Here is a 24387-nt window from a genome sequence, read left to right as displayed (position 1 = left end):
AACCCGAGTAAGGCAACGCGCATAAAAGCTGCATATTAGTTTGACCCGACAAAATTACCCGGGGCCTATTACGGCAACATAGCCCCTGTATTATGCTATTGTTACGGTCCTGAAAATGAGTTTTTCGGCTGCGCGGCGGCGGCTACTTTTGCGCCCTTTTTGCCGGCGGGCAGGTCAAAAAAGAACGTCATGCTGACCGCAGGGAAGCATCTCGCCCGCAGCAGTAATTTCAATCGTCTGAATTACTACCCCAGACGAGATGCTTCCCTGCGGTCAGCATGACGTTCTTTGTAGCCCGTTCAGCTTACCATTTTCGAACTGCTTCCCATGCTCATTTCCATGACCGGCTACGGCCAGGCCCACCGCGAAACCGACACCTACACCGCCAGCGTCGAGCTGAAATCCGTCAATTCCAAAACCTTCGACCTCAGCCTGCGCCTGCCGCGCTTTCTGCAGCCGCAGGAGCTCGAAATCCGCAACCTACTGGCTAAGGGCCTGCTGCGCGGCAAAATCAACCTCAACGTCGACTTCACCCGGCCCCTCGCCGCCCGCGTGGCGGCTCCCATCAATAAGGAAGCCCTGCTGGCCGCCTACCACGAACTGAAGGCCGTGGCCGAGTCGCTGCACCTGCCCACCGGCGAGGAAACCCTGCTGGCCGCCCTGCGCCTGCCCGGCATCATCCCCACCGGGCCCGAGGCCGCCGCCGAGCCCGCCGAGGAAGTCACCTGGGCCGAGCTGCTGCCGCTGCTGCTGGAAGCGCAGGCCGCCATCCAGCAGTTCCGGCAGGACGAGGGCCGCGCCCTCACGCTCGAAATTCTGGGCTACGTGGCCACCATTCGCCAGCAGCTGGCCGCCGTGGAGCAGCACGACCCCACCCGCATCGCGCACGTGCGCCAGCGCCTGCAGGGCCACCTGGCCGAGCTCAGCAGCCACGAGCAGTTCAATGCCACGCGCTTCGAGCAGGAGGTGCTGTACTACATTGAGAAGCTCGACATCGCCGAGGAGAAGGTGCGGCTGGCGGCCCACCTCAATTACTTCGAGCAGGCAATCCACCTGCCCGACGAGGCCGTAGGTAAGAAGCTCGGATTCCTGGCCCAGGAAATCGGCCGCGAAATCAATACTATTGGGTCGAAGGCCAACGATGCCACCGTGCAGCACCTCGTGGTGGGCATGAAGGAAGAGTTGGAAAAAATCAAGGAACAGCTCAATAATATTCTCTAGCTGGCGGACTACGGTAAGTCCCAAGCCTGCGAGTAATCGACTATTACGGCTTCTCCGAAAGTTTTTTGGCCGTTTTTAGGACTTTAACGGCAATTTATGCGCGTTGAAAGGCAATTTTTAGTCGCTGAGCGAAGTTTTCAAAAGCCAATTCAGCAATTGGGCGTAAATTTGTAAAGCAACGAGTATTAAGGCATTATTTCCCCGCCCAAATCAGTGTTCCGACATTAGTCGAAAAAAAACTGCAATCCGTGTCACCTAAAATTTGGTACTTCGTTTATTGTACCTAACTTGGGCCCATCAAATTCATATCCACCACCCACAACGTTATCCGTTATCGACATGAAATCTACCTTACTACTCTGTTTGATGGGCCTGTTTCTGATGGCGGCCCGCCCCATGGCTGAGATTGAGCTGGTGAAAAAGCGCGTACTCAGCGAGCGGGTTGAAATTCTGATTCCCAAAGGCTTCGAAGTAATGAGCGAGCAGCAGATGGACTTCGCCTACGCGAAAGCCCAGAGCCGCCCCAGCGTCATCTTCACCAACAATAACCTCGTCAGCCTCGCCTTCAACTACAGCGAGAACGAAGCCGACCAGGACATGGTAGAAATCTACGCCGCCTCGTTCGCCAAAACCTACCACAAGCAGTTCAAGGATGCCACCTGGTTTGGCGATGGCATAAAGCACATCAACAACCGCAAGGTGGGCTACCTTGAGTTCATGAAGCCTGAAATGGGCCACGAGGTCTATACGCTGGTGTTCTTCACCGACGTGGACGGCAAGCTGATGATTTGCACCTTCAACTGCGCCGACCGCCAGAAGCCCGATTGGGAGCCGGTGGCCAAGCAAATCATGCTGTCGCTGAAAGCCAACAACGGCTAAGCGCTGATTATCCAATACAAACAAAAGCCCCGCTTCAACCGAAGCGGGGCTTTTTTGTGCGTTGTCATTTATAGGCTACCGTTCGGGCCGGGCGCCCAACTCGTTCAAAAAGTCGCGCACCAACCCAAATGCCCCCTGAAACCCCGCCAAAGTCAGCGTGGCGGGTGTGTCGTTCACGTCGTGGTAGGCCTTGCTGGCCCCCCGCAGATACATGTAAAACGCCGGCACGCCCGCTTCCGAAAAGGGGTAGTGGTCGGAGTTGGCGGCTTTGCCGCGAGCCCCGAGGGCGGGCAGGTAGTGGTGAGCATCGTTGAGAGCCGTGAGGCGGCGGAAAGCGGCTTCGTGGATGCGGCCATTGACCACCGTGGCGCCTTGCTCGCCGGAGCCCAGCAGGTCGAGGTTCAGCAGGAATTTGATGTTGCGCAACGGCACCAGCGGGTGCGCCACGAAGTATTGCGAGCCCACCAGCCCGGCCTCCTCAGCCCCGAAAAGCAGGAACACTACAGAGCAGGCGGGCCGGTTTTCGGGCTTAGCGTAATGAGCAGCGAGTTCCAGCAGCATAGCCACGCCGCTGGCATTGTCGTTGGCGCCGGGGAAGTACACGTTTTTGCCCATCATGCCGAGGTGGTCGTAGTGGGCCGACACGACGAGGAAAGAATCGGGCTGCGCCGTGCCGCGCACGATGGCGGCGAGGTTCTGGGTTTGGTAGTTGCGCTGGAGTTGGGCGTCGACGCGCACTTCGGCGCCATAGGCGTGCAGGCTATTGTCGGCCTTGCTGGTATTCAACAACGGATGAGGCAGCGCTTCCAATTGCATCTGCTTCCGGACCTGAGTAGGCGATAGCGAAGCCGTTAGCTTAGGTACAATTCGGATTACTGCGCTTACTGAATCAAGACGCGAGGCAATTGACGCGGGTAATTTAGCGGCGTTTTGCACATAGTGGTCGAGCAGCACCACCGTGCATGGTTCCTGACTGCCTAGGAGAAAGGCCCGAACCTCAATCTGGTTATTCACTATGATGCTGTCGAGGTACAGCAAATGGTGAAGTTTGGTCAAAAATCCACTGCCCGAAGCGGGAGAAACAATAAAGTCGATGCCAGGCCGCAGCCGCTTCGTGGGCCCGAGCTGAGGAAATGGATTATGGTTTAGATTTAGAGCTACTCCTGCAGGAAAAGTATTCACATTCAACACGAATGGCTGCGCATAGTCCAGCGCCAGCGGCTGTAGCTGCAGTTTGCTCAATCGCTCGCGCAGATATGCGGCCGCCACCTTATCACCCTGCTGCACATACCCCCGCCCGTGCATCTGGGGCGACGCCAGCGTTTCAATCGTCTTCCGCACCCGCGGCATATCCTGCGCCTGCGCTCCCGTAATCATGAGCAGCCCAGCCAACCCCAGCACCCACCCGCGCCGCTGCAAAGCCGGCGCCGCCGCATAGCACAGCCCCAGCGCCACGGCCGTGCCCAGCGAGTCGCTGATGAGGTCGCTCCACTCGCCGTGGCGGTTGAAGGGCAGCACCATCTGTAGGCCTTCGATGATAGCGCCGAAGGCGGTGCAGCCCAGCAGCACCGCCCAGCCGGCGTGGCGGGCCAGCACAGGCCAGCGCCGCTGCCGGCGCAATGAGAACCACGTCAGCGCCGCCTGCACTGCGAAAAACGCCGCGTGGGCGAAGGTATCGAAGCTCAGCAGCTGCCAGTGGGGCTGCGGGGGCAGCTTGTCGGCCGGAGCCAGGGTCAGATAAAGCAACAACGCCGCCCAGCCAAGCGGCAGGGCGGCGTAGGATTTAGCTTTAGTTGGCAGTTGTTCGTGGTCAGTTGTTGGCATTGCAGAATTGTGAACAAGTGCATTATTCTGACAACGAACAATGAACAACTGACAACTAAAAACTAGGCGCCCACCAGCTCGCCGTAGGTTTCGGCGGTCAGCAGCTCGTCGAGCTCGGCGGGGTTGGCGATGGAGATTTTCACCATCCAGCCGTCGCCGTAGGGGTCCGAGTTGACGGTTTCGGGTGCGTCGGCCAGCTTTTCGTTTACTTCCAGCACCGTGCCGGTGATGGGGCTGAAGAGGTCCGAAACGGTTTTTACGGCCTCCACGGTGCCGAATACTTCGTGCTGGGCCACATCCTTATCGAGGGTGTCGATATCGACGTACACGATGTCGCCAAGCTCTTTCTGGGCGTGGTCGGTGATGCCAACGTAGGCAACGTCACCTTCCACCCGAATCCATTCGTGGTCTTTGGTGTAGCGCAGGGTAGCGGGGAGGTTCATGGGGTGCGAGGGTAAGAGTATTGGGGTGTGAGGGGTGTTGGTGCGTCAAAAATACGCAGAAGTTTACCGCCTTTCAGACTTTCGGCGAAATCCCTGCTGCCTACTTCCCCTCTCGCCGCCTACCCCTACTGGGCCAAGCTATAGCGGAGCTGGATGCCCCCCTCGGTGGTGGAGTTGCGGAAGGCGTTGCTGATGCGTGGCGTGCTGATGGTCTGGCTATAATAGAGCTGCAGGTTCAGGCGGGTGTTCAGCAGGTAGTCGATGGTGGGGCGCAGCTGGAATTGCTTCGAGCCGTTGGTAATCTGGCTGGTGCCGCGGCCTACGGATGCCGGGGTGGCGTCGGTAGCCTCGTAGGGGTTCACCACGTCCTCAATGCTGCGCTGCACCGTGATGTTGTCGCGGATGCTGAGGTCGAGGCGGGCGGTGAGATTGTTTTTCAGCACGCGCTGCTCGCCGCCCACCCGGAAGGGTAGCTTCAGGCTGTTGGTGGCATAGCCGAAACCGATGACCAGCTCGGTGGTGTGCAGCTCGGTTACCTGGGCGTTGGTGGTGTTCAGGGCTAGGGCGCGGTCGGTGCGGTACTCGGCGCGACCGGTGATTTTGTTGGTAGTCTGAAAATTCACCCCAATCAGCGGCGACAGGTGTTCGGCGATGCTTATCTGGCCCACCACGTAGTAGGGCACGAAAATACCGTCGGCGTTGACCAAATTAGGTAAGTTCGGCTCAGCGTCGTAGAGCGAAGTAGTGCTATAGCTACCCACGCTGTACACGGACGAATAGGCGTGGTTGAGTGTGAATGAGCTGAAATACTTCTTCACGAACGCCAGCTGCGCAAACCCGTTGTAATCGACGCGCCAGTTGGGCAGCGGTATCGATTTGAAGGGGTTAAATTTCTCCGCTTTGTAGCTATCGGAGGAACGGCCGTGGTAGGCATCGATAAAGCTCTGCACCAGCACTTCCTGCGAGTTGTAGCTGTAGTTGCCGAGGTGGTAGTTGGCGGCGCCCAGGCGCTCCTGCACCGCGCGGCGGTTCTGCACGAAGCGGTCGAAGGCTTTCGAGGTTTCGCCGTTGGCCCCCAGGTCGCCAAACAGGGTTTGGATGGTGATAGTGGACACGCTGAACGAGCCCGTGCCCAGCTGTTGCGTGGGGGCCAGTAGCGTGCGACCATCACCGTCATGCTCAACCGTGAGCGTATTCTCATTCACCTGGTTGCGGTAATATGCTTCCTGGCTTTGCGACTTTTGCCGCCGGGCGTCGAGCTGAATGTTGAAGTCGCGGAATGGCTCCAGCGCCGTGCGCAAGGTCAGGTTCTCGGTGAGTAGCGAGCTGAAGGGCGTGTTGAGGTAGTGGCTGCTGTCGGTGTACCAGCCGCGGCTGTTGGCTAGCTGGTACAGCTCACCCAACTCGTACTGCTGCCCCAGGATAAACGGCAGCCCTGGCGCCGTAAAACCGTCGTTGAAGCCGAAGAGCTTGGTTTTGGGCATGTAGCCTGGCATCAGGGTGCCGTTGGAGCGGGTGTAGGTGAAGTTTAGCGAGCGGGCCGTCATCAGCGAGCGCAGCACGGCTTTCACCAGGCGCAACTTGTCTTTTACGGTGTCGGCCTTGGCTTCGGAGCGGGAGCGCTGGGCTTCGCCATTGCGGCCCACCGCCGATATTTCGTTACGCGGGGCAGACGCCCGGCCGGCATTGCCACGCCCACCACCCGCAGGCGCATTATTGATGATGTTCAGGAACTTCACCTTGTTATAAAGCTTCACCAGGTCGATGCGGCCGTTGGCGCTGAACTCGGCGTTGTTCTGAATGGTGTTGCCCAGCTCCAGCTTGGTGGTGGCCGTGTCCTTTTCTTCAATACCCGTCGGCACCGGATAGGCGGGGGCCCGTAGCGCCGTGGAGGCGGCCTGCCAGGTGTAAGTGGCCGCGTAGCGGGTGTCGGCGCTCAGCCAGTCGGTGAGCGGGAACTTGTCGAGTGGCAGGCGGTAAGTCAGGGCCGCCGTTTGAGTAAAGTTGGTAGTGCGGCCACCGCGCAGCAGGTTATCGCGCAGCAGCTTGCGGTTGCGAACCCCCTCGGGGCTGTTGTCGAGTGAAGAGCCGGCGCCTTCGTCAACCACGCCGCGGTTATTGGCAGTGTAGTCGAAAATCAGGCTCTTGGTCAAATCCCATTTCAAATCATAAATCCGACTGATGATGAAATTCTTCTGGAACACGCCGGCAATACCTGCCGTGCTGGGCAGCTGGCCTGGCTCCAGCACCCGCTGCAGGAATCGCTCGTTGTAAGTCCGCTCGAGGTCGGTGCGGAAGGAGAAGCGCGAGGGCAGCGGCGTGAAATTAACCTGTTGAAAAATCTTGAGGTACGGGTTATCCAGAGCCTTGATTTTGCTCAGCGGCGTGTAGTTCTTCGGCGAAGTCTGGTAGACGTAGGCCAGCGCCGCCGTGTAGGACCGGGAGTAGTCGCGCTGGGTGCGAATGTCGGTGTGCAGACGGTCGGTGATGGCGTAGCTCAGGGCCACGTTTTCGATGTCCCAGGGCTTGGGCTTGGCGGTAGCGGTGGCACTGCGCTCCTTACGCACGTTCAGCACCGAGATGCTGCGGCTGGTGGTGCGGTCCACTACTAATTGCTCGTACGCAGCCCGGTCATCGTCCCTACCCTCAAATTTTTCCAGACTTTTGCTCAGTTCAGTATCGGGGTCGAGCGGGTCGTACTTCGGCTTGCGGGATTCGCGGCCATACTGCAGCAGCACGGGTACGCGCAAGTTCAGGGCAGGCGGCAGGAATTTCTCGGCCGCCACCGTCGCCTGCAAATCCCCCCGGAACACGTCGTCGGTCGAGCGCGCCTGCGCTTTGTCCTGCAAGCCGCCGAAACCGATGCTGGTGAAGCTGCCCGTGGCCGTGATGTTGGCCAGGTCGGCCAGCTTCACATTGAGGCGGGCCGTGGCAGCATAGCCGGCGTCCTGCTCAAAATCAAATACCCGAAACTCATTCGCCCAGATGCACAAGCTCTTATCTTCCTTCGGCGACGATACTGGGTTCAGCACCCCAATCATGCAACCTTGCACGGCCGAAAAGTCGGGGTTGCCCACAATCGTAATGGTGGCCCCGTTGGCCAGCGTCTTAACGTAGGGCTGCAGGAAAGGCCACTGCGCCTTATTCCGCTCCGACTTCGCATTGATAAACTCGCTGAACTCAACGTCAATGTCGTTTTCCTGGGGCCAGATTTCGCGCGAGCCCTCGGTGCCCGCCACGCCCACCGGCGTTATCACCAGCGGCCGCGAGTACTCGTAGTAGTTCTGCGTGTAGTCGGTGCCGATGCGCACGAAGTAGCGTACGTCGCCGCTCTTGGTGCTGCCGTCTTCCGATTCGCCGTGCACGTACATGCGCAGCCGCTTGTAGCGCAGCAGGTTCAGAGTAAGGTTTTTGTATGCTGCTTTGGCGTAGCCATCGTGCAGGTTGGTCACGCACAGGCGCAGGCTTTGCTCGTTCAGGCGGCGCGAGGTGCTGCTGGAGCCGTACTCGGTGTCGCGGGAGATACCGGGCGGCGACACGTACGGGATTTCGTTCGTCGCCCCGCCCGTACCATTCTCCTCAATGCTCACCGTCGAGATGCTGAAAGCATCAGCATCGGTCGGGGTGTTGAGACCGGCATCACTGGTGGGGTCCACAATCTTGGAGAGGTAGCGGCGCCACTGGTTGGCCACAAACTGCGGCTGCACGAAGCGCAGCACCGCCGGCTGCTCCCAGCCGGTAAGGTACATGCGCATAAAGCGAATCGACTTGAAGCCAAATGATTGGTTGTTATTACCGCGTACCGTGTAGTTTTCCCGAATCGGGATGCGGAACTGGTACCAGGTCACCTTATCACCGTTCACCTCATTGGTTACTTGGTCGATGATGTAATTCTGGCCTACCTGGAAGTTCTCGGGGCGATTTTCGAGCCGCACGCGGTATTCGTAGTAGCGCTCCACGTCCTGCACCACGTTGTCGCGGTTCAGGTCTTCCTTGTCGGGGTAGGGCGTTGTGCTCAGCGTGCCGCCATCGCGGGAGTTGCCCTCGTAGCCGTTAAAGTTCTTGTAACGCCCCAGGATTTTGGCGCCGCCCGGCACGTTGGTGTCGTAAAAGCTGTCGAGATGGTGGCGGAAGTCGTCGGCCGAAGGGTCGTTGAAACCGCCGTATACCCCCGCAAAGAAAGCCTGCTCGTCGGTGTCGTTGAAACCATCCAGGCCCACGTCCTGCGCCTCGCGGGCGCCATTCGAGGCATTGAAGGCGTCAGTCAGGAACTGCTGCTTGGTCACCCGGCCCCAGATAGTCGGCAATGTCACGTCGGCCGGGTCTTCGCCCGGCACGGGCAGCCCATTTTCAAACTCATGCTGATTGCTGTCTTTCAGCACATCCTCACTCACGTTGCCGAGGTTGATGTAGAGGTCGCCGCCCGTTGCCGTGGCGTCGGTCGGCTGGGCCGGGTTCTCCGAGTCGTTGATGTCGGCGTTGGTATTATTGTTAGTGGGGTTATTGGTTTTGATGAACGGGTCCATCAGCCAGAACTCCAAGTACTCCACGTTGGCGTTGTCGAAGTCGGTATCGAAGGTGATGGCCCGGCTGATGCCGCCGTAATTGGCAAACAGGTCTGTATTGGTCAGGTATTTGCCATCAGCCGATACATTCGGGCTGTAATTGTACGGCCCCCGCTCGCCGGGGAAATACGCCAGGTCGAAGCTGTATTCGTAGCCGTTGCCGGTGGCCCCCAGGTCTTTGGTCGGAAACACCTCGTTGCGTGGCACGCCGCGGGTGTAGTGGTTCAGCAGGTCGCTGGCCCCGATGTTGCCGGGCACGCTCGGGCCGCCAGTGTAGTAGGTCTGGTCCACGGTGTACCAAGCCAGCTTGGCGCGCCGGTCGTTCACGCCCAGGCCTGGCGCATTCGAGATAACCGACGGCGTGGCCGCCAGCCGCCAGGCCTGCACCGAAGTCAGGCCGCCCAGCGTGTAGGGCGTGCGCGAGTTCTCGAAGTCGTCGATGTACGACACGCCGTTCTCGCCATTGCCCAGCTGCGAACGGCCCGGCAGCAGCTTCGCAAACTCGCCGCTGAAGGCAATAGTCGAAATTTCCTTGGTCGAAATCAGCGGCAGCTTGTCGAGGTACTTGGTTAGCACCCGGCTGTCTTTCCGAATCGAGCCGTCGAGGCCTACAATGCCGTTGTTGGCTGGCTCGTCGCCGATATTCACGCGGTTGATGCCCGGCGCGGGGCTCTCCAACAGCTGCAAAAACGTGCCCCCGATGTTCACGTCCTTGTTCAGCTTGTAGTCCATGCGCAGGCCCAGCAGGCGGCGGGGCTGCACCTGCACCAGCGCGTTTTTCTCAAATTCCACCCGCAGCTCATTGGCCGAGTTCAGGTAGGCCGGGTTCAGGATTTTCACCTTTGCCTGGTCATAAAACACCTGATAATCGACGCCTTCCGTCAGCAGCGTTGAGCCGGAACGCACCCGCACCGAGCCCTGCGCAATACCGATACCCGGCAGGTTAATCTCATCCGTAGCCGTAGCCTGAAAGCGCCCTCGCAGGAAGAACTTATCTTTTTCCTGTAGCTGCTGCGCGTCGCTCTGCGTTTGGTTGTAGAGCTCCGAATAAACGTATTTCGCTACGTCATTGGCATTATTAAAGCGCGTTCGCAGGAACGAGCCGAAGGGCTGCACGTTGGGGAAAATGATTTTTCCCAACTCCGGGTCGATAGTGATGCCCGGGAAGTAGTCAAAGTTGCCGTCCGGGTTGCGGTCGTTGTTGGGGTTTACGTTGTCGAGGTTCAGCACCTGCACCAGCGGCAGGTTCTCAATCAGCGGCCCGCCTTCCTTCAGCGAAATCAAGTCGACGCCGGTTACGTCGTCTTTATAAATGATTTGCAGCTGAAAATTGTCGCGGTTCAGCTGCGAGGCATTCAGGGGATAGATGTTTTTCATCATCAAATCCCAGGTCGGCGTGTTGCCGGTCTGCAGGTTTTTATTCGCGCGGTTTTTAGTCGAGTCGGCCAGTCCGATGCCGGGGTTGGTAGCCTTCAGCATCTTCATGAAAATCACCTGGTCCTGCCCCCGCGATGCGTAGTCGTTCTGGATTTCCCCCACCTTATAGGTGCGGCCGTTGAAGAGATACTCGAAGCTGACGCCCAGCACCTGGTCGGGCAATAGGGCCGTATTCAGCGAGATGTATCCCAGTTGCGCATTGTAAGTATACTCACGGGCCTCCAGCTTGCGCGCCCGGATGCGCTCAAAGTCCACGTTTTTCACCAGCGGCGGAATGGCCGCGTTGCCCGTCTGCAGATAAGTATCCACGGTCAGGTTGTCGCGGGCCTGGTCGCCGGCGGTGGACAGCGTGGGATACAGCAGGTTGGCATCGTTCGAAGCCGCCGTGCGGGTGGTCGCACCAGCACGCAGCAGCCGGCCCTGATACGTCCGGAAAGGCTCGCCGATATCCGTCAGAGCCACCACGTTGCGCAGATTATCGGTGGTGCGGTTGTCGTTGGTCACGTACACCTCCAGGTTGCGAATCTCGATGCCGCTCTGGATGGTGGGCAGGTTGCGCAGCGCCTGGTCGTAGCGGTCGCGGAAAAACTGGCTCAGGAAATAGTGCCGGTCGCGCTCGTACTGGCTGGCTTTTAGCTCATACTGACGGCTTTGCGCCCCGTTTTGCACCCGCACCTCATCGGTGGTACCGCGCACGGTGGCGGCCACGGCCGTCACGGCCAGACGGCCAAACTGCAGGTCGGTTTTGATACCGAACAGGTTTTGAGCGCCCTGCACCAGCGAGTTGGTCAGCGGCAGGCTCACGTTGCCCAGGTCCAGCTTGCGGATGATGTCGGTTTCCTCGCCCGCGTAATCGAACTTCATCTGGTTTTCGAAGTCGAACGAGGCCTTGGTGTCGTAGTTGAACACCAGCTTGAGCTTGGTGCCAATCTGCCCGGTCAGGTTCACGTTCATGTTCTGCTCGAACAGGAAGTCGCCCACGCTCTGCTGGCGTAGCGTCAGCGCCGGGTTTTCGTTGGTATTCTGCCGCCAGCCCAGCTTGATAGTTACCGAGCCCGCCGGCCGGATATCCACGTAGCTGCCGCCAAAAATGCGGTTAGCCATCGGCCCGAGGTAAATCTTGGGAATCAGGCGCTGGGCCTGGCCTGTGCCGGCAGCGGCGGCCGGGCCGGCAATGCCGCCGTTGGCTTTTTCGCGGTAGTAGCTGCGAATAGCCTCGCGGCGTTGGAACTCCTCATACTCCTTGTAGGTGAGAATACTGGGGTCGCGGTAGTCGATTTCCTTACCTACTTTCTCCTCTACGTTGAAAGATTTCAGGCTGTCGTCAAACGTTATGTTCTCCTTTACGTTAGTAGGCAGAGGCAATACCAGCGGTGAGCGCCGCCGTTGCGTCGAAAACCGGCTGCCCGGCCGGTCCTTCGGCCGCACACTGGGCCGGCGGCTGGGCTTGTAGCGCCCGGTATCGGCCGCGACAGGCTGCGGGGTATCGGCCAGCAGCAGGCGGCTGGGGCGCAATCCGGCCAGCAGGCTGCCCGAGCGCAAAGCCGGACTCGCCTGGGCCCACCACGCGAGCAGGGAGGCCACTACCACTACGGACGCAGGAATAAACTTCTGACCGGATTTCAAGCAGAATTCAGTTAAAACTTAAAGCAGATTAGTAGCTGTTGGTCAATAAGTTTCGGTTTTAAAACAAGGTGCAACTGCTTTATCGGACTGGAAACCAACCCCGGCCCGCCGCCCAACGGGCGGCCGCCACGGTTTTTCCCCAAGCTCATCCGTACTCCTGTTTGCCTGAATTTGCATTGCGCAGCTTGTAATAATCTGCGCGTTGGACTCAATGCGACTTCAAAGCAAATTTAATCAATTCCTCCACGCTTAGCTCCTTCCCGTGCTTTTGCTGAATCTGGTCCAGCGTTTTCTCGGCCGCATTGCGGGCAAAGCCCAGCGTTACGAGTGCCTGTAACGCTTCGGCGCGCTGCGTATTGTGCTGGCGGGCCAGCGGCACGGTATCCACGCCGGCTTTGGCCAGCAGTTCATCCTTGCGCAGCTTGTCCTTCAGCTCCAGAATCACGCGCTGCGCCGTTTTCGGCCCCACACCCTTGATGCTCTGGATGGCACGCACGTTCTCGTTCACAATGGCCTCCCGGATTTCGCCCACGCTCATGCTGCTCACCATCACGATGCCCGTGCCCGGCCCGATGCCCGACACCGAAATCAGGTGCATAAACAGCACTTTTTCGTTCGGGTCGAGGAAGCCGTAGAGCGCCTGTCCGTCCTCCTTAATGTGCTGGTACGTATAGATTTTTGCCTTTTCCCCTTCGCCGGGTAGCTTTGAATAAGTGGCCAGCGAAATCTTCACTTCGTAGCCCACGCCCTGCACGTCCATAATGGCGAGCGTGGGGTCTTTATAGGCAAGTTTACCGTCGAGGTAGGCAATCATGAACTCAATATTGGAAACGTAGCAGCCAGCAAGGTGCCGACCGGAAGTAACACCGGCGGCCCTCATTTTCACTCCCAAATCTACTAGCTTCTGGCGCTAATTTCTTTGGTTTTATGAAGAAGTTGTGAGTATTCGGGGCAATAATCGCGCCGGAGAGGGTTTTGTAGTGCGAAACTCCGTTTCTGCGATGAGCAACGCGGGTTCTGCCTCGTGCTGACGAGTGCTAACGATTGAACTCGCTGCACTCGTCGCGGAAACCGAGTTTCGAGTTACAGCGCCTTGCGAGGCGACTGTGCATCGACCACCGCAATGGCAGCCATGTTCACAATTTCGCGCACACTGGCCCCCAGCTGCAGAATGTGCACCGGCTTGCGCATGCCCATCAGAATGGGTCCGATTACCTCAGCGCCGCCGATTTCCTGCAACACCTTGTAAGCAATGTTACCCGACTCTACGTTGGGAAAAATCAATGTGTTAGCGCCTTTTTCGGCCAGCGGTGAGAAATCGTAGTTTTCCTGTAGCAGGTGCGGGCTCAAGGCCACGTTGGCCTGCATCTCGCCGTCAATCAGCAGGTCGGGGTACTTGGCCTTGGCCAGCTCGGTGGCGCGCCGGGTTTTTTCCGGCAGCTCGCCCGGGTTCGAGCCGAAGTTGGAATAGCTGACCACCGCAATGCGCGGCTCGGCGTCGAAGAAGCGCACGGCCCTGGCCGTGAGGCCGATAATCTCGACCATTTCTTCGGCCGTGGGATTGATGTTCACCGTGGTATCAGCAAAGAAATACGGGCCCTTTTTGTGCTGAATGATGTACATCGACGACACGCGCTTCGTGCCTTCCTCGGTGCCGATTACCTGCAGCGAGGGAATGATGCTCTTGCCGTAATCCTTTGTGAGACCGGTAATGCAGGCGTCGGCTTCACCGGTTTCTACCATCATAGCGGCGTAGTAGTTACGCTCGCGCATCAGTCGTCGGCCTTCGTAGAGCGTCATGCCGCGGCGCTGGCGCTTCTGGTACAGCAGTTGGGCGTAGGCATCGCGCTTGGCGTCTTCCTGCAGGATGTTGATGATTTCGCAGCCCTCCAGGTCGAGGCTGTTGGCGCGGGCGATGGCGTGGATTTTATCGTGCGGCCCCAGCAGAATAGGCTGGGCAATGTTTTCATCCAGCAGAATCTGGGCAGCCTTGAGAATCTTGTAGTTATCAGCCTCGGCAAATACCACGCGCTTCGGGTTCGAGCGGGCAGCCGAGGTGATGCGGTTCATCAGCTTCTGGTTTACGCCGAGGCGGGCGCGGAGCTGGTCTTCGTAGGCCGCCCAGTCGGTGATGGCCTGGCGGGCCACGCCGCTTTCCATCGCCGCCTTCGCCACGGCCGGGCTGATGGTAGTGATGAGTCGCGGGTCGAGCGGCTTCGGAATCAGGTAATTCGGGCCAAAAGCCAGGGTGTTGTCGCCGTAGGCTTTGTTCACCATTTCGGGCACGGCCTCCTTGCTCAGCGCGGCTAAGGCATGCACGGCCGCCAGTTTCATGGCCTCATTTATCTCAGTAGCACGCACATCGAGCGCGCCCCGGAAAATATAGGGGAAGCCCAGCACGTTGTTAACTTGGTTGGGATGGTCGGAGCGTCCCGTAGCCATGATGAGGTCGGCGCGGGTGCTGGTAGCCAGTTCGTAGCTCACTTCCGGCTCGGGATTGGCGAGGGCGAATACTATCGGATTGTCGGCCATGCGCAGCAGCAAGCCCGCCGGCAGCACTTTGGCGGCCGAGAGGCCCAGGAACATATCGGCCCCTTCCATCGCCTCATCCAGCGTGGTGATGCTGCGCTTGGTGGCAAACTGCATCTGAATGGGGTCCAGGTTGGTACGAGCTTCGTTGATGATGCCATCCTTGTCGAATACCACCACATTATCCTTGTTCAAACCCAGCGCCAGATACAGCCGCAGGCAGGAAATGGCCGCCGCGCCCGCGCCGCTCACCACCAGTTTGATTTCGTCAATCTTCTTATCAACGATTTCCAGGGCATTCAGCAGCGCGGCCGAGGTGATGATGGCCGTGCCGTGCTGGTCGTCGTGCATCAGCGGGATGTTCATCTTCTGCCGCAGCTCGGTTTCGATGCGGAAGCACTCCGGCGCCTTAATGTCTTCGAGGTTGATGCCGCCAAAGGTGGGTTCCAGCGACTTCACGATGCGAATAAACTCGTCGGGGTCGTTGGCGTCGATTTCGATGTCGAAGCAGTCGATACCAGCGAATTTCTTGAACAGCACCCCTTTACCCTCCATTACCGGCTTGCTGGCAGCCGGTCCGATGTTGCCCAGTCCCAGCACGGCCGTACCGTTGCTGATAACGGCCACCAGGTTGCCCTTGGCGGTGTATTTGTACACGTCGTCGGGGTTGGCGGCAATGGCTTTGCAGGGCTCGGCCACGCCCGGCGAGTAGGCCAGGGCCAGGTCGAGTTGGGTACTGACGGGCTTGGTAGGCACCACTTCGATTTTGCCGGCGGGGCTCTGCGAGTGGTAGTTGAGCGCGTCCTGGGTGTTGATTTTCAGCATGGGAATTTTGAAAGCGGAAGGCGGCATGCCCAAAGCACGACCAGAAAAACAAAAAGCCGCCGTTTCTCACGAAACGAGTCGGCCCTTCGTGCGCGGCCGGTGGGGCGCAGCGCTGGCAAATGTACGGGTTTCTTAGCCCTGCGGCAGCAGCAGCTTCTGGCCGAGCTTCACTTCGTCGCTGGCGAGGTTGTTGAGGCGGCGGAGCTCGGCCACGCTCACCTTGAAGCGACGGGAGATGTTGTACAGTGTGTCGCCGGGCTGCACGAGGTGAGTTTTGGCGCTGGGTTTCTCGGCCGGGGCGCGGTTGCTGCCGGCTTTGGCTACTGGTTTGGTATCCCGAGGCGCCGCCGCCACCTTCGCCGCTTTATGCGGTGCTTCCGCATCAACTCCTTTTTCAGCCGGCGCGTGCAGTAGCAGCTTCTGGCCCGGTATCACGTTTTCCGAATCGAGCTGATTCCAGGCGGTGATTTGTGTAATGGTCAGGTCGTATTCGCGGGCAATTTTAGTCAGGTTATCGCCCTTGCGCACTACGTAAGTGGCCGGATTTTCGGCGGGCGCGTTATCGGCATCGTTCGCAGCCTCGGCCGCAGCTTTGCGGGTCCTCTCTGCTGCAGCAGTCACATTGGCGGTCACATTGGCCTCCTTATCCGCCACAGCCTCCGCCTGCGCGGCCGCTTTTTCTTCGGCCGCCTGCCGGGTGCGGGCGGCTACCGCCTCCTTAGCCGCCGCAGCTTTGCGCAAACTCTCCTGCCGCTGCTGTAGCATTGCCAAGCGAGCCGCCTGGCGCTTTTCCTGCTCGGCCAGCGCCGTAAGGCGGGCGGCTTCGCGGGCATTGGCGGCGGCCAGCTCGCGGCGGGCCGCGGCATCTTCGTCATTGGCCACCGGGCGCACCGACGCCGGAACCGGCGCGGCCGTAACAGCGGCCGTTTCGATAGAAGCTTTGGTAGGGACAGCCTCGGTTGGCAGCGGTACGAAAACCACCAGCTTGCGGCCCGGTTTCAGGGCGCGGCCTTTCGGCAGCTCATTCCAGCGGCGCAGCTTCGCTTGGCTTACCTCAAATTTTTCGGCCACTGCGGCCAGCGTTTCGCCCCGCTTCACGGTGTGGCTCACACGGCGGAAGCGCGGCGCGGCGGCAGCGGCTTCGGCACGCGGGCCAGCGGTAGCGGCCAGGTATTGCTGCGTCGGGAACGGCTCGACCCCGGCCAGGCGCGGGGGCAGCGGCTGCAATGGCTGCGGCAGGGCAGCGGCCGGCTGGCAGAAGCCAAGCAGCGTAGCGCGGTCTACGCCCTCCAGGTGCGGCCGGGCGGCGGCCGGGAAGCGCACCACGTAGGGCCGGTAGCCGGCGGGCAGGCCCGCCCGGCGCAGCTCCGGGTTGTAGCGTGTCAGGAAGCTCGAATCGGCGTAGCCGCAGGCGCGGCTGAGACGGCGCAGGTCGAAGGCCTGACCGCGCAGGCCCAGCGTGTCCAGGGTTTCGGCGTACTGGTATTTCAGCTTGTCGGAGTGCAGGTTGTGCTCCCGGGCGTACTTCATGCTGTACATGATGGCCGTGAAGGTAGGCACGTAGTTGCGCGTTTCGGCGGGCATATTGGGATACAGCTCCCAGAAGTTCTTCTTGCCGGTGCGCTTCATCACGCGCTGCACGTTGCCGGCGCCCCAGTTGTAGGCCGCCAGCACCAGCTCCCAGTCGTGAAACACGCCGTAGAGGTAGCGCAAGTGCTTGCAGGCCGCCTCAGTAGCTTTTTCGGGCGCCATGCGCTCATCCAGCCATTCGTCGCGCTTCAGGCGCAGGTCGTTGGCCGTCGGCCCCATGAACTGCCACAGCCCGGTCGCACCCACCGGCGACTTGGCCGTCGGAATCAGCGCCGACTCCACCACGGCGAGGTACTTCAAATCGATGGGCAGGTTGTACTGCGCCAGGTATTTCTCAAAAATCGGGAAGTAGAACTGCTCCCGCTCCAGCACGCGCTGCATGTAAGAGCGGTTGCGCGCCGTGAAGAGCGTCACGTAGGCCATCACCGAGCCGTTGAAGGCGTGCGGCGCGTCCGTCTCAAAGCAGCCGATGCGGTCGCCCACAAGGTCGCGTAGCGTGGGCGGCGTGCGTAGCCACTCCAGCCGCACCGAGTCAACTACGCTCGGGGCCAGCGGCACGGCGGCCAGCGAGTCGAGCTTGTACTCCAGCTGCACGCGCAGGCTGTCGCCAAGCACAGGCAGCTGTGGGCTGGCGGTGCCCGCCGAGTCGGGCGGCGGCAACTGCTGCGCCTGCCCGACAATGGGCTTCAACAGTGCCAACGGCAGCGCCAGCACCGGCCAAAAACGGCCAATACGGGATGATGCAGACTTCTTAAACTGTTGCTCCATAGCACTAAGGTAAGGACTAGTTCAACAACTTGTAGAGGTTTGAGGGAAAAAGCCAAAAAAATCCTGTCGCTCACAACGGAGCGACAGGATTTTCAGCGTGTATTACCGGCTTGGTAGCAAGAAGGTTGTCGGGAAGTCAAACAGTTAATCTAAAACTGTCATGCTGAACGCAGTGAAGTATCCTCTCGCGGTCGAATGGAGCACTAACTCAATCGTTCCAACGTGAAAGGATGCTTCACTGCGTTCAGCATGACAGTTAGGCTACTACCTCTTCCGTCAGCGTGCTAGCGAAGGCCAGCAGCTCCGCTTCGCGGAAGGCGCCAGCCATTACCTGCAGGCCAATCGGCAGGCCCATCGCATCCTCACCCATCGGCACCGAGATGGCGGGCACGCCGGCCAGCGAAGCCTGCACGGTGAAAATATCCGCTAGGTACATTGAAACTGGGTCCTGCTTCTCCCCTATTTTGAAAGCCGTGGTGGGTGTGGTGGGCAGCACCAAGAAATCGTACTGCCGCAGCAGCTCATCGGTTTTCTCCTTGATGAGGCGACGGACGCGCTGGGCTTTGGTGTAATAAGCGTCGTAGTAGCTGGCACTGAGCACGAAGGTACCGAGCATGATGCGGCGCTGCACCTCGGCGCCGAAACCCTGGGCGCGGCTCTTTTTGTAGAGCGATTCCAGGTCCGTCACGTCGGGGGCGCGGTAGCCGTACTTCACGCCGTCGAAGCGGCTGAGGTTGGAGCTGGCCTCGGCGGTAGTGAGGATGTAGTAAGTCGGAATCATTTCATTGAGGTAATGAAAATCAACCGGCTCTACTACGTGGCCTTGGCCACGCAGCACGTCGAGTTGGGCTTCCAGCGCTTGGCGGATTTCGGGGTTCAACCCCTCGTTGTCGATGGCGTCGGCGATGTAACCAATGCGGTACTGCTCGGCGGGCTGCAGCAGCTGGCTGTAGGCGGGCACTTCGCGCTGGCTGGCGGTGCTGTCCATGCCGTCGGGGCCGGCCATTATTTCGGTCAGCAGCGCGGCATCGGCTACTGAGCGGGTGATGGGGCCAATCTGGTCGAACGACGAGGCGAAGGCCACCAGCCCGTAGCGCGAGATGCGTGAGTAAGTAGGCTTGAAACCCACCACGCCGCAGAACGCGGCCGGCTGGCGCACCGAACCGCCCGTATCGGAGCCGATGGAAGCCAGGCACATATCGGCCTGCACGGCTACGGCCGAGCCGCCTGACGAACCGCCCGGCACCCGGCTGGGGTCGGCGGCGTTGCGGGCGGGGCCGAAATACGAGGTTTCGTTGGAGCCGCCCATGGCAAACTCGTCGCAGTTCTGGCGGCCGATGAGGATGGCATCGGCATCGAGCAGGCGCTGCACGGCGGTGCCGGTGTAGAGCGACTTGAAGCCGTCGAGCATCAGGCTGCTGCTTTGCAGCGAGTGCCCCGCGTAGGCCAGCACGTCCTTGAGGCCGATGACCATGCCGGCCAGCGGACCGGCGGTACCGGCAGCCAGCTTGGCATCCACGGCCTCGGCCTGGGCGCGGGCCTCTTCGGGCCACACTTCCAGGAAGGCGTTGAGGGTGGGGTTCTGGCGCTCGATGCTGTCCAGGTAATACTCAACGAGCTGACGACAGGTTAGAGTGCCTGTGGTCAGCTCGCTGCGAACTTCGGTAAGTGAATTAAAACGCTTCAAACGAAAAAGACTTGATTAGGCGTCGGGAGATGGCGAGGCGGCAGCGGGAACGTAAGGTTGCCGGGGCTGCGTGCCTTCGGGGGCTAAGTTAGGCGGCAGAGCCGGAGCTACGGGCGGAGCGACCTCTGCTTCGGGGGCAGCATGGGCCACGGGATGCGGCTCGATGGGCGCGCTGAGGTGCTGGGGCTGCACGTAGGGGTTGGGCTGGGCATATTGCTGCTGCGGGGCGGGCTGGTTGCCGGACTGCTCAAACTCGTTGCGAATCTGGTTGCTGGCATCCTTGAACTCGCGGATACCTTTGCCGAGGCCCCGGGCCAGCTCCGGAATTTTATTGGCCCCGAAAAAAATCAGGATAACAACCATGATGAGCATCAGCTCGGAGCCGCCGATGTCGCCCAGGAAAAGCACGAAAGGAGTATGCATAACGAAAGGATTTTAGGGATGTGTGGGCTGGCAGAAATTAGGCGACCGGGCCGCAGTTGGTTTCTACCCCACAATCACGAATAAAAAATTAGACACGGGGCGTTTGCGACTCACCGGGATTGGTGGGTTGCTGGTAGGGCGCCTGCGGGGGCTGCTGTTGGTAAGGTTGTTGCTGGTAAGGCGGCTGGGGCGCGGGCGGCGTGCCGGGGTCGCGATACTGCGGCTGGTTTTCCTTGGTGGCGTCCTTAAACTCGCGCACGCCCTGGCCCATGCCGCGGAACAGCTCCGGGATACGCTTAGCGCCGAACAACAGCACGATAACAAAAATGATGAGTAGAATTTCGGTGGTACCGAAGCTGCCAATCAGAAACAGGGAATGGAGCATGAAGCGGGGAGCCGGGCGGCTCTTTAGAGGATGAGAAAGCAGGATATACGGAACCGGCGTGCTTTCGGAGTAACAAAGATACCCGGTGTTCACTTTTAAAGAACATGAAGAATTGGTAGGGAATCGGCCAGCGAACTTTTTTTTCTCGGCAAAAGCTGGTAGTTTCATTGGTTCGCTGGGCTGAAAAGGGCTTTCGGCGAGCATCCGGCCCTGTTGAACGGCAGGGCCTCGGGTGACAATGTCAACTTTTTTAGCTTTGTTTACCTTTTCATGGTTTCGACTGGAGATTATTTATTTGTCTCGGTCAAAAGCTCTTTTCTCTCTGCTGTGAACACACCCCGCCCTGTTGGCCGCCCCCGCCGCACCACCCGGCTCGTGAACGAAACCGAACGCCTGGATGCCCTCCGCTCCTACCAAATCCTCGATACTGACCCTGAGCAGATATTCGACGAACTGACGCAGCTGGCAGCTTTCATCTGCGGCACGCCGATGGCGGCGGTTTCGTTTATCGATAAAAACCGGCAATGGCTGAAGTCGCAGATTGGCCTCGCGCCCGGCGAATCGCCGCGGCAGAACGCCTTCTGCCAGCACGCCATGCTGGTGCCCAACCTCTACGAAATCAACGATGCGCAGCGCGACCCGCTGTTTGCCGACAACCCGTTGGTGACCGGCGACCCGCACATCCGCTTTTACGCTGGGGCGCCGCTGCTCTCGGCCGAGGGCCAGCCGCTGGGCGCGCTCTGCACCATCGACACGGTGCCGCGCGTGCTCACCGAGGAGCAGCGTGAGGCGCTGAACATTCTGGCCCGGCAGGTGATGAGCCACCTGGAGCTGCGCCGCGCTCGCATTCAGCTTGATGAGGAGCGGCAGAAGCTGGAAGGGGTGATTCGCATGGCCAACAATGCCGGCGAAGCCACCTACACCGGCAGCCGCAACGAGATTTTCGTGAAGCAGGAGCAGCGCCTGATACGCGTGCTGACGGCGGACATTCAGTATATCGAGGCGCTCGGCGACTACGTTAACATTCACACTACCCGCGAGCGACTGACGGTGTACAGCACCATGAAGGACATGGAAATCAAGCTACCTAGCCACGACTTTGCCCGCATCCACCGCAAGTATATCGTGCGCTTGGACCGCATTATGAGCATCGAGGCCGACACGGCCCTGCTTGATGCCGTGCGCGAAGCGGGGGCCAACCGCCCCCCGGTGCAGGTGCCGATTGGCAGCTCGTACAAGGCCGGCTTACTAGGCCGCCTGAACCTGGTGTAAGGCTCGAAATCGGCAGGGTACTATTTCGGTGGCTTGGCTGAAATCGCCATTCACCGGCAAAAGAGCCGCTTTCGCCGAAAGAAATTTCTCTTCGCACCAGAAATTCCCAACTTTCGGACGGTTATCGGTTGGCGCAGGCGCTCGACTGCCCCGCTTTAGGGCTGCCGCGCCGGCCGATGGCTAAGTTTGTTTTCATAGCTCAGAAAGACCCGCGCCAATGGTTCGGGTTTTTTTGCGTTTGGGGCAGGTGGTAGTACAAATTCCGCGCAGCGGTTCGTACTACCTTAGCCTAGCGGCTACAATGACTTGGTGAAGCCGACTTTGATTTTGAGCTGAAAATCGGCGATGACCTTGAAAATCTCCTTTAGCGTGACTTGCTCCACCTGCGTGAGCGAGTGTGGGTCGAGGTAGTTGGTGGGCGCGGTGCGGTCGTCGATGAGCTGGCGGGCCTGCTTGTGCAGGCGCATGCCCATGAGGTAGTAGTAGGCTTGGCGCAGCTCCTGCACCTGCTTGTCGCTGAAGACGCCCAGGGCGGCCAGGCGGCTGAGCCGCTCGCCGGTGTTGGTGGCAAATACCTGGTGGCGTAGGGCGTACACGCGCACGCCGTCGACGATGGGCGACATGGCGCGCTTGAGGTCGAACACCTGCTGGTCGCCCTGGGTGAAGGTGCGGATATTGCGCAGGATGGACGTAAGCGGCGGCTCGTACTGCAGCGCATTCTTGGCCATGAAGAATAGGAAGCGGTCCAGCGGTTGACTGAGCTCCTGGTTCAGGAACTCGTGCAGCTCGTCCATGAGGGCGCGCTCACCGTAGAGGTAACGGCAGTCGAAAAAGGTGGAGAAGCTCATCACCGTTTCGGGGTTCGACTCGCTCATCCATTCGTGGTAGTTGCGCTTCCAGTGCGAGAGCGAGTGCGTCCACTTCGGGTTTTTGGCCATGAAGCCGCCGGTACAGTAGTGCAAGCCGATGTGGTTGAGCTCGTCGGACACGGCGGTGGCGAAGCGCAGGAAATACTCGCGCACCAGCTCGCGCTGCTCGTTGGCCTTGTCTTCGTAGATAATGGCGTTGTCCTGGTCGGTGAGCAGGGTTTGCTCCTGCCGGCCCTCGCTGCCCAGCACCATGAACACGAAGCGGGCCGGGGCCGGGCCCTGCTCGGCCAGCGTGTTTTCAATCACCTTGAGAGCAATGGCATCGGCCACGGTGGTGATTACCTGGTTCACGATGTCGGCCTTTACGCCGCGGCTCAGGAGCTGATTGACGATGTCGGGCACCATTTCCCAGCGGCGCTTGAGCTCGCGGGTGCTCTGGGCCAGCTTCACGGCCTGAATGAACATGAAGGGCGACTGCGCCAAATCGCTCAGCAGCTTGTTGCGGCTCAGAAAACCCACGTACTCGCCGTTCTTTTCGACCAGCAGGTAGCGGGTTTTGGTCTGAAACATCAGCAGGATGGCCTCGTACACAAAGGCCTCGTGCGAAATACTGACCAGCGGGGCGGCCAGCACCTCCCCCACCGGCCGGGCCGCGTCGAGCTGTCGGGCAATGACTTTATCGCGCAGCGTAATGTCGGTGCAGTAGCCGATGACAGTTTGGGTTTGCACATCCGTCACAAACAGGCAGCTGACCTTGGCGGCGGCCATGCGGCGGGCGGCCTCGAAGATGGGCGCATCGGCGGGGCAGGTGACGAGCGGGCGCACCTCGATGGTCAGGATGCGGCGCGAGAACAGCTGGTCAGCTACCAGGAAATTCTGCTCGGGGAGCGTGGCGGGCTGCACGAAGTGGGCAAACTCCTCGTCCTGCATCCGCTCGCCGTAGCGGGCCGTGAAGTAGTGAAAGAACGGCGCGTAGGCCTGGCACAGCGCCCGGAAATCGCGGCGCGGCAGCTGGAGCACGCGGGTATTCTTGCGCACCATCACGGTGCGCAGCGAGCGTTTCTTATTGAGCAAAATGGACATACCGCCGTAGCAGGTGCCGGGGCCGTAGGTTTCGGGCAGGCGCGGGCGCTGCTCGCTGTCGTAGAAAAAGGTATCGTAGGCCCCTTCCACGATGATGTCGAGGCTGCGCACTTTGGACGCGCCCTGCTGGTAGAGCAGGGTTTCGCGGTCGTGCCGCACTTCCTGCAGCAGGTCTACTACGCCTAGCAGCACGTCGTCGGGCAGTAGGTCGAAGGGCGCGACGGTGCGCAGGAAAGCCAAACGGTTATCCATACAAAAGCCAGTATAAGAGCAACACAACAATCAAAGCCGCCGCGGGCAGGGCCCACCCCAGCGCCAGCTGCCACTGGAGCGCGCCGGGTGGGGTGAGCGGCCGCTGGCCATTCAATACCTCAGCTGGTAAGAGCCCGCGCTGCTGCAATTCGAAGAAGCAGCGGGCCGTGGCGGCGGCATCGGCATAGGCGTCGTGGGCCAGCGCGGGCGCTTCGCCAAACAGGGCGGCGTGCAGCTCGGGCAGGCGCAGGTAGCGGTGCGGCGTGGCGCCGGGCAGCGCCAGCCGCAGCTGCATGGTGCAAAACTGCGGCAACGTGGGCAGCGGATTGGCCAGCCCGGCCTGCGCCAGCGCCGCGCCCAGCACGTGAAAATCGAGCCGCAGAAAGTGGCCCACGATGCGCGGCCGGTAGGTTTTCAAATCGCGCAGCAGGCGGCGCAATACGACGGCCGGCGGCCGCCCTTTTGCCCGCAAAAACTCCGGCGTGAGGCCATGAATGGCCACCGCCGAGGCGGGCATGGTATCGGGCGGAATCTGCAGGTAATCCCGGTCGGTTTTTATCAGCTTACCGGAGGTATCATACACCAGCCAGGCCAGCTGCACCACCCGCGGCCAGTGCTGCGGCTCGGAATACGGCCGGTCCCAGCGCGCCGGCAAGCCGGTGGTTTCGGTGTCAAGAAACAGCAGGTAGTCGCCGGCCATGCGGGGAGC

General features: G+C 60.1%; 15 protein-coding genes. 3 read left to right on the top strand and 12 right to left on the bottom strand.

The features are described 5' to 3' along the window. Positions 1–101: 101 nt before the first annotated feature. Positions 102–233: a hypothetical protein gene (locus Q5H93_RS01220; RefSeq protein WP_305004648.1), complete on the bottom strand. Its 132-nt coding sequence runs from the start codon at positions 231–233 to the stop codon at positions 102–104. A 94-nt stretch (positions 234–327) separates the two neighbouring features. Here Q5H93_RS01220 and Q5H93_RS01215 point away from each other — a divergent pair, with 94 nt between their 5' ends. Together Q5H93_RS01215 and Q5H93_RS01210 are read left to right on the top strand one after the other, a co-directional pair. Next, positions 328–1221 carry a YicC/YloC family endoribonuclease gene (locus Q5H93_RS01215; protein WP_305004647.1) on the top strand — a complete coding sequence of 298 codons (894 nt, stop codon included), beginning with the start codon at positions 328–330 and terminating at the stop codon, positions 1219–1221. Positions 1222–1560: 339 nt separating this feature from the next. Continuing rightward, positions 1561–2100, top strand: a complete 540-nt coding sequence (locus tag Q5H93_RS01210; RefSeq protein ID WP_305004646.1) for a hypothetical protein — start codon at positions 1561–1563, stop codon at positions 2098–2100. Between the two features lie 75 nt (positions 2101–2175). On the opposite strand, the gene Q5H93_RS01205 is transcribed toward Q5H93_RS01210, so the two are convergent. The 9 genes from Q5H93_RS01205 to Q5H93_RS24100 all read right to left on the bottom strand — a co-directional run bounded on the left by Q5H93_RS01205 (position 2176) and on the right by Q5H93_RS24100 (position 20202). After that, complete coding sequence (locus tag Q5H93_RS01205) at positions 2176–3924, bottom strand: M28 family peptidase (protein ID WP_305004645.1); 1749 nt, start codon at positions 3922–3924, stop codon at positions 2176–2178. A gap of 62 nt (positions 3925–3986) precedes the next feature. Next, positions 3987–4367: a glycine cleavage system protein GcvH gene (gene gcvH / locus Q5H93_RS01200; RefSeq protein WP_305004644.1), complete on the bottom strand. Its 381-nt coding sequence runs from the start codon at positions 4365–4367 to the stop codon at positions 3987–3989. 125 nt (positions 4368–4492) lie between these two features. Further along, positions 4493–11953, bottom strand: coding sequence for a T9SS outer membrane translocon Sov/SprA (sov, locus tag Q5H93_RS01195; RefSeq protein WP_305004643.1), 7461 nt, complete (start codon positions 11951–11953; stop codon positions 4493–4495). 250 nt (positions 11954–12203) lie between these two features. Next, the gene (gene ruvA / locus Q5H93_RS01190) at positions 12204–12809 is read right to left on the bottom strand and encodes a Holliday junction branch migration protein RuvA (protein ID WP_305004642.1); all 606 of its coding nucleotides are present in this window, start codon (positions 12807–12809) and stop codon (positions 12204–12206) included. A gap of 269 nt (positions 12810–13078) precedes the next feature. After that, on the bottom strand, positions 13079–15349 hold the full coding sequence (locus tag Q5H93_RS01185) for an NADP-dependent malic enzyme (protein ID WP_305004641.1): 2271 nt from the start codon (positions 15347–15349) through the stop codon (positions 13079–13081). A gap of 132 nt (positions 15350–15481) precedes the next feature. After that, positions 15482–17707: a LysM peptidoglycan-binding domain-containing protein gene (locus Q5H93_RS01180; RefSeq protein WP_305004640.1), complete on the bottom strand. Its 2226-nt coding sequence runs from the start codon at positions 17705–17707 to the stop codon at positions 15482–15484. A gap of 256 nt (positions 17708–17963) precedes the next feature. Then, on the bottom strand, positions 17964–19394 hold the full coding sequence (gene gatA / locus Q5H93_RS01175; protein ID WP_305004639.1) for an Asp-tRNA(Asn)/Glu-tRNA(Gln) amidotransferase subunit GatA: 1431 nt from the start codon (positions 19392–19394) through the stop codon (positions 17964–17966). A 15-nt stretch (positions 19395–19409) separates the two neighbouring features. Further along, positions 19410–19817, bottom strand: a complete 408-nt coding sequence (locus tag Q5H93_RS24105) for a Sec-independent protein translocase subunit TatA/TatB (protein ID WP_369810973.1) — start codon at positions 19815–19817, stop codon at positions 19410–19412. A gap of 88 nt (positions 19818–19905) precedes the next feature. Next, entirely contained in the window at positions 19906–20202 is a 297-nt protein-coding gene (locus Q5H93_RS24100) for a Sec-independent protein translocase subunit TatA/TatB (RefSeq protein ID WP_369810972.1), read from the bottom strand. Positions 20203–20529: 327 nt separating this feature from the next. Here Q5H93_RS24100 and Q5H93_RS01160 point away from each other — a divergent pair, with 327 nt between their 5' ends. Beyond that, positions 20530–21474: a GAF domain-containing DNA-binding protein gene (locus Q5H93_RS01160; protein ID WP_305004637.1), complete on the top strand. Its 945-nt coding sequence runs from the start codon at positions 20530–20532 to the stop codon at positions 21472–21474. A gap of 296 nt (positions 21475–21770) precedes the next feature. Here Q5H93_RS01160 and Q5H93_RS01155 read toward each other — a convergent pair whose 3' ends face one another. Together Q5H93_RS01155 and Q5H93_RS01150 are read right to left on the bottom strand one after the other, a co-directional pair. Then, positions 21771–23678, bottom strand: coding sequence for a DUF294 nucleotidyltransferase-like domain-containing protein (locus Q5H93_RS01155; protein ID WP_305004636.1), 1908 nt, complete (start codon positions 23676–23678; stop codon positions 21771–21773). Next, the gene (locus tag Q5H93_RS01150; protein ID WP_305004635.1) at positions 23671–24378 is read right to left on the bottom strand and encodes a 3'-5' exonuclease; all 708 of its coding nucleotides are present in this window, start codon (positions 24376–24378) and stop codon (positions 23671–23673) included. The genes Q5H93_RS01155 and Q5H93_RS01150 overlap by 8 nt, the downstream gene beginning before the upstream one ends. Between the last annotated feature and the right edge of the window lie 9 nt (positions 24379–24387).

Origin of the sequence: Hymenobacter aranciens (assembly GCF_030580865.1) — a bacterium.
GTDB lineage: Bacteria > Bacteroidota > Bacteroidia > Cytophagales > Hymenobacteraceae > Hymenobacter > Hymenobacter aranciens.
This window is presented reverse-complemented; position numbering and strand designations above follow the sequence as displayed.

Coding starts and splice junctions, on each gene's coding strand:
- gcvH (WP_305004644.1), bottom strand. CDS start 4,367: ATGAACCTCCCCGCTACCCTGCGCTACACCAAAGACCACGAATGGATT.
- Q5H93_RS01185 (WP_305004641.1), bottom strand. CDS start 15,349: ATGCTGAAAATCAACACCCAGGACGCGCTCAACTACCACTCGCAGAGC.
- ruvA (WP_305004642.1), bottom strand. CDS start 12,809: ATGATTGCCTACCTCGACGGTAAACTTGCCTATAAAGACCCCACGCTC.
- Q5H93_RS01210 (WP_305004646.1), top strand. CDS start 1,561: ATGAAATCTACCTTACTACTCTGTTTGATGGGCCTGTTTCTGATGGCG.
- Q5H93_RS01215 (WP_305004647.1), top strand. CDS start 328: ATGCTCATTTCCATGACCGGCTACGGCCAGGCCCACCGCGAAACCGAC.
- Q5H93_RS24100 (WP_369810972.1), bottom strand. CDS start 20,202: ATGCTCCATTCCCTGTTTCTGATTGGCAGCTTCGGTACCACCGAAATT.
- Q5H93_RS01180 (WP_305004640.1), bottom strand. CDS start 17,707: ATGGAGCAACAGTTTAAGAAGTCTGCATCATCCCGTATTGGCCGTTTT.
- Q5H93_RS01205 (WP_305004645.1), bottom strand. CDS start 3,924: ATGCCAACAACTGACCACGAACAACTGCCAACTAAAGCTAAATCCTAC.
- Q5H93_RS01155 (WP_305004636.1), bottom strand. CDS start 23,678: ATGGATAACCGTTTGGCTTTCCTGCGCACCGTCGCGCCCTTCGACCTA.
- Q5H93_RS01150 (WP_305004635.1), bottom strand. CDS start 24,378: ATGGCCGGCGACTACCTGCTGTTTCTTGACACCGAAACCACCGGCTTG.
- Q5H93_RS24105 (WP_369810973.1), bottom strand. CDS start 19,817: ATGCATACTCCTTTCGTGCTTTTCCTGGGCGACATCGGCGGCTCCGAG.